The organism is Yinghuangia sp. YIM S09857 (assembly GCF_051388915.1).
Taxonomy (GTDB): domain Bacteria; phylum Actinomycetota; class Actinomycetes; order Streptomycetales; family Streptomycetaceae; genus Yinghuangia.
In genome coordinates this window covers 159,688-164,358 of record NZ_JBPKBH010000007.1, presented here as the reverse complement: position 1 = coordinate 164,358, position 4,671 = coordinate 159,688, and the positions used below count along the sequence as shown (strand labels likewise).

The 4,671-nt window shown below is 71.0% G+C and carries 5 protein-coding genes; 3 read left to right on the top strand and 2 right to left on the bottom strand.

Going from position 1 to position 4,671, the window contains the following annotated elements; genetic code table 11:
* Positions 1-52: 52 nt before the first annotated feature.
* The 3 genes from ACRX5S_RS17035 to ACRX5S_RS17025 all read left to right on the top strand — a co-directional run bounded on the left by ACRX5S_RS17035 (position 53) and on the right by ACRX5S_RS17025 (position 3,245).
* Positions 53-739, top strand: a complete 687-nt coding sequence (locus ACRX5S_RS17035) for a 3'-5' exonuclease (protein WP_436773783.1) — start codon at positions 53-55, stop codon at positions 737-739.
* A 304-nt stretch (positions 740-1,043) separates the two neighbouring features.
* Positions 1,044-2,039, top strand: coding sequence for a TerC family protein (locus ACRX5S_RS17030; RefSeq protein ID WP_436773782.1), 996 nt, complete (start codon positions 1,044-1,046; stop codon positions 2,037-2,039).
* Positions 2,040-2,117: 78 nt separating this feature from the next.
* Entirely contained in the window at positions 2,118-3,245 is a 1,128-nt protein-coding gene (locus ACRX5S_RS17025) for a type III polyketide synthase (RefSeq protein WP_436773781.1), read from the top strand.
* Between the two features lie 22 nt (positions 3,246-3,267).
* On the opposite strand, the gene ACRX5S_RS17020 is transcribed toward ACRX5S_RS17025, so the two are convergent.
* Complete coding sequence (locus ACRX5S_RS17020; protein ID WP_436773780.1) at positions 3,268-3,924, bottom strand: MBL fold metallo-hydrolase; 657 nt, start codon at positions 3,922-3,924, stop codon at positions 3,268-3,270.
* Positions 3,925-3,979: 55 nt separating this feature from the next.
* Positions 3,980-4,671 (bottom strand): maleylpyruvate isomerase family mycothiol-dependent enzyme (locus ACRX5S_RS17015; RefSeq protein ID WP_436773779.1); only part of this gene is annotated, 692 nt, incomplete at its 5' end.

Genomic DNA, 4,671 nt, shown 5'->3' with positions numbered 1-4,671 from the left:
CCCCCCCCCCCCGCAGCCCTGGCTGTCGGACGAACCCCTCGGAGTGCAAAGCGTGTTCTCGTATGCCGGCGTTCCCGGACCCCGTGCCGCCGAGGGGTCCGGCGGGGTGGTCGACGTCGCGGAACTGGAGTTCGCGGTCGTGGACTTGGAGACCACCGGGTTCTCGCCGGGCCGCGGCGACCGCATCGTCGAGATCGGCGTCGTCCGGGTGGGCGGCGACGGGCGGGTGCTGCGCGAGTGGACGACGCTGCTCGACCCGGGCCGCGGGGTCGGGGCCACGCATGTGCACCGCATCACCGCGCGGGACGTCGCGGGGGCGCCGCGATTCCCGGACATCGCGGGGGAGTTGGCGGCGCTGCTGGCCGGCGCGGTGGTGGTGGCGCACAACGCCTCGTTCGAACAGCGTTTCCTGGAGGCGGAGTTCGCGTCGTCCGGGGTTGGTGTGCCGACCGTCCCGGCGCTGTGCACGATGCGCTTGGCGAAGGCGGCGGGCCTCGATCTGGCGGACCACAAGCTGGGCACGTGCTGCGCGCACTTCGGCCTGGAGTTCCCGGACGCGCACGCCGCGCTCGCGGACGCGCGCGTGACGGCCCGGCTGCTGCCGCTGCTACTGGCGAGCGCGGGGGCGCGGGGACTGGAGCTGGGCGTACGGCCGGGCGCGGCGCCCGCGTACCCGGCGTACCAGGGGCGCCTGCGGCCGCGCCGCGGCTTCGAGCCCGCGGAGGCGGGCCGGGCCTGAGCCCGTGCCGAGGCCGTACCCAAGCCCCCGGAGCAGTCCGACGAAGGGGTGACCCCCGCCACGAGTGCCACGAAAAGGTAAAGGCTTACTTGGTCTTTACTTTACCTTCTGCCATGCTGGGGCACATCGGAGGGGAGTATTCCCCCACGGCACCGTCGTCAATACGACATATCGGCCTGCGTCCGTATGGCGCAGTGGGAGCGATGTGTCCGGCGTGCCGGTCCGGCCAGGGCCCTCGGCGGCGCATCCGGGCGGAAGAGACCTCCGGCATCGACGCACCCTGCCACGTCTGCCGGAGGCATTTGTGGATGTTTCGCTGACCACCTGGATCGTGACCATCGTGGTCCTGCTCGCCCTTGTGGCCGTGGACCTCGTCGTCAACCGCAAGCCCCACGAAGTGACCCTCAAGGAGGCGTCGCTGTGGGGCGTCTTCTGGATCGCCCTCGCCGTCGTGTTCGGCATCGGCATCTGGCTCTTCTCCGACGCCCAGTACTCGGGCGAGTTCTTCGCGGGCTTCATCACCGAGAAGTCGCTCAGCGTCGACAACCTGTTCGTGTTCGTCCTGATCATGAGCAAGTTCGCGGTGCCGCCCCAGTACCAGCAGCGCGTGCTGCTGATCGGCATCCTCATCGCGCTGGTGCTGCGCGGCATCTTCATCGGCCTCGGCGCCGCCGTCGTGTCGACGTTCTCGTGGGTCTTCTTCCTCTTCGGCGCCTTCCTCGTCTGGACCGCCTGGAAGCTGATCAAGGAGGCGCGCTCCGACGAGGAGGAGGAGTTCGAGGAGAACGCCGTCCTGCGCTGGGTCGAGAAGGTCGCCCCGACGACCAAGGAGTACCGGGGCACCAGGCTCTTCGTGAAGGAGCACGGCAAGCGCTTCGTGACGCCGATGCTGATCGTCATGATCGCGGTCGGTACCACGGACGTGCTGTTCGCGCTGGACTCGATCCCGGCCATCTTCGGCCTCACGCAGGAGCCGTACATCGTCTTCACCGCCAACGCGTTCGCGCTGATGGGTCTGCGGCAGCTCTACTTCCTCATCGGCGGTCTGCTGAAGAAGCTGGTGTACCTGTCGTACGGCCTCTCGGTGATCCTCGGATTCATCGGCGTGAAGCTGGTCTTCGAGGCGCTGCACGGCCAGGGCGTGCACGTTCCGGAGATCGGGATTCCGCTCTCGCTGGGCTTCATCGTCCTGACGCTGACGGTGACCACGGTGCTGAGCCTCCGCAAGTCGAGGGCGGACGCCGAGGCGGAGGCCGCGGCCGCGGACCGAAGGGACCTGGAGTCCGCGGAACAGCAGTGACGGGTCGGTCCTGAGTTAGTACGAAAAAGGTGGCGGAATTCCGACCGTGGAATTCCGCCACCTGCTACGTTGGCGCCCGTGCCACGATCTTCGGAAAAGTCGGATACCTCAGTTTCTGCCCTGCTGCCGACCGCCCGGAATTCCCCGGAAGCGGCATTTGCGGCACAGGAAGTAAGGCCGCCCGCGCGGACCGGGCCGGTCGTCGCCGGGGTCGGGACCGCGGTCCCGGCCACCTCCTACACCCAGCGCGAACTGGTCGACCGCTTCGGCGTCACCGACGAGCGCGCCGTCGGGTTCTTCCTCAACGGCGGCATCGAGCGCCGCTACCTGACACTGCCCGAGGGCAGCGTCGACAAGGAGACCCGCCACCTCGACCTGGCGGAACGCGCCCTGCGCGCGGCGACCGACGACGCCGGCATCGCGCCCGCCGAACTCGGCTACCTCGCCGTCGCCACCAGCACCGGCTTCATGGTCCCGGGGCTGAGCGCGCGCGTCATGGCCTCGCTGCGCATGGACCCGGCGGCGAGCCGCGTCGACGTGGTCGGCATGGGCTGCAACGCGGGCCTCAACGCCCTTGGCCCGCTGGCGTCGTGGGCGCAGCAGCACCCGGGCCGCCCCGCGGCGCTGGTGTGCGTCGAGTCGTTCTCCGGCGCGTTCATCCACGACGGTTCGCTGGGCGCGGCCGTGGTCAACAGTCTTTTCGGCGACGGCGCCGCGGCGGTGGTGCTGCGCGGCGACGCCGGGCCGGAGGAGTCGGCCGCGGCGGGCCCGCGACTGCTGGACTTCGCGAGCCTGCTGGTGCCGGACGCCATCGAGGCGATGCGCGTCGAGTGGGACGCGTCCGAGGGCAAGCGCCGCTTCATCCTGGAGCGCGACGTGCCGCGCGTCGTGGCCCAGTACGCCGGGCCGCTCGTCGACCGGCTGACCGCGGCCAACGGCCTCACACGCGACGACATCGCCCACTGGTGCGTGCATTCCGGCGGCCGGAAAGTGGTCGAGGCGGTGCGTACCGGGCTTGCCCTGAGCGACGGCGATCTTCGGAACACAACGGGCATACTTCGCGATTTCGGCAATGTTTCGAGCGGTTCGTTCCTTTTCTCCCTGGAGCGCCTGCGCGCCGAGCGGATCACCAAAAAGGGAGAATTCGCAATAATGATGACGATGGGCCCCGGAACCACCATCGAAACCGCGCTGCTGCGCTTCTGACGCCGCCCGGGGCCCCGACGCGTCACCAGCCGCGGGCGCGCCACTCCGCGAGGCTCGGCCGCTCGGCCCCGAGCGTCGTGTCGTTGCCGTGGCCCGGGTAGACCCAGGTCTCGTCCGGAAGCCGCCCGAAGATCTTCTCCTCGACCCCGTCGATCAGCATGCGGAACGCCGCGTCGTCACCGAAGGTGTTGCCCACGCCGCCCGGGAACAGGCAGTCGCCGGTGAACAGGTGCGGGTGCCCCTGGGGGTCGTCGTACACCAGCGCGATGCTGCCCGGCGTGTGGCCGACCAGATGGATCGCGGACAGCTCGACCCGGCCGACGGAGACGGTGTCGCCGTCCGTGAGCAGCCGGTCGGTCGGCACCGGGATCTCCTCGGCGTCGAAGCGCCCGGCCAGCGTGGTCGCGCCGGTGGCCGCCACGACGGCGTCGAGGGCCTGCCAGTGGTCCTGGTGCCGGTGCGTGGTCAGCACCTGGCCGAGGCCGTCCGAGAACATCGGCAGCAGCGTCTCCGCGTCGTTCGCCGCGTCGATGAGCAACTGCTCGCCGGTCGCCCGGCAGCGCAGCAGATAGCAGTCGTTGTCGTACGGGCCGACCGCCACCTTCGTGATGATCAGGTGCGCCAGTTCGCGGACCGCCGGGGTGCCGCCGACCTTGACCGAGCCGTGATACGTCGTCATGGCTCCATCCTCCCGCTCGGCGCCGGTACGCTCCAGACCGCTCGCCGCCCGGCGGTCACTGCCACGCGGGGAGCGGCGGCAGCGCCCCCGCCGGGTCCATCACCAGCCCGTCCCCGCCGGTACGCCCGATCAGCCAGGCCAGCAGCGTCCGCCGCCGCCCCGAGACCACCGCGACCGGTGCGTGGTCCTCCGGCCCGATCGCCAGCCTGCGCCCCGAGTCCTCGTCGTGCAGGAGCAGCGGCACGGTGTCCGGCCGGCCCCGGAACGACGCGGCGGCGTCCAGCAGTTCGCGTGTCGCGAAGTCGCCGGGCCAGTGCGCCGGGGTCCAACCCGCGTCCAGGTCCACGTGGTGGATGTAAAGCTCGCGGATGCGCTTGTAGGGCAGCTGCACCGCGGCGAACTCGCGCCCGTCGCGCCCCGCCACCTTCGCGCCCCACGCGGCCGGGGACATCGCCTCCAGCGTGGCGTTCAGCCGGGCGGACGCGGTCCGCAGGTCCGCCAGGACCTCCTCGGGCGGCCGGTGCGCACCCGCCTCGATCGCCGCCTCGCGCGCGTTCCCCGCCCCGTACATCGGCGTCGGCACCCCCGTGCTCGCCCAGTGCGCGAGGTTGCCCAGCGCGTCGGCGTTGCGGGCGAGATGGCTCAGAACATGCGCCCGCGACCATCCGGCGAGCAGCGACGGACCGGCCATGCGCGCGGCGTCCAGCCGCTCCGCGGTGTCCAGAACCTGCGCGGTCGCGACCGCGA

Excerpts from the sequence above, each read along its gene's own strand:
- ACRX5S_RS17020 (WP_436773780.1), bottom strand. The coding sequence starts at position 3,924 with ATGACGACGTATCACGGCTCGGTCAAGGTCGGCGGCACCCCGGCGGTC.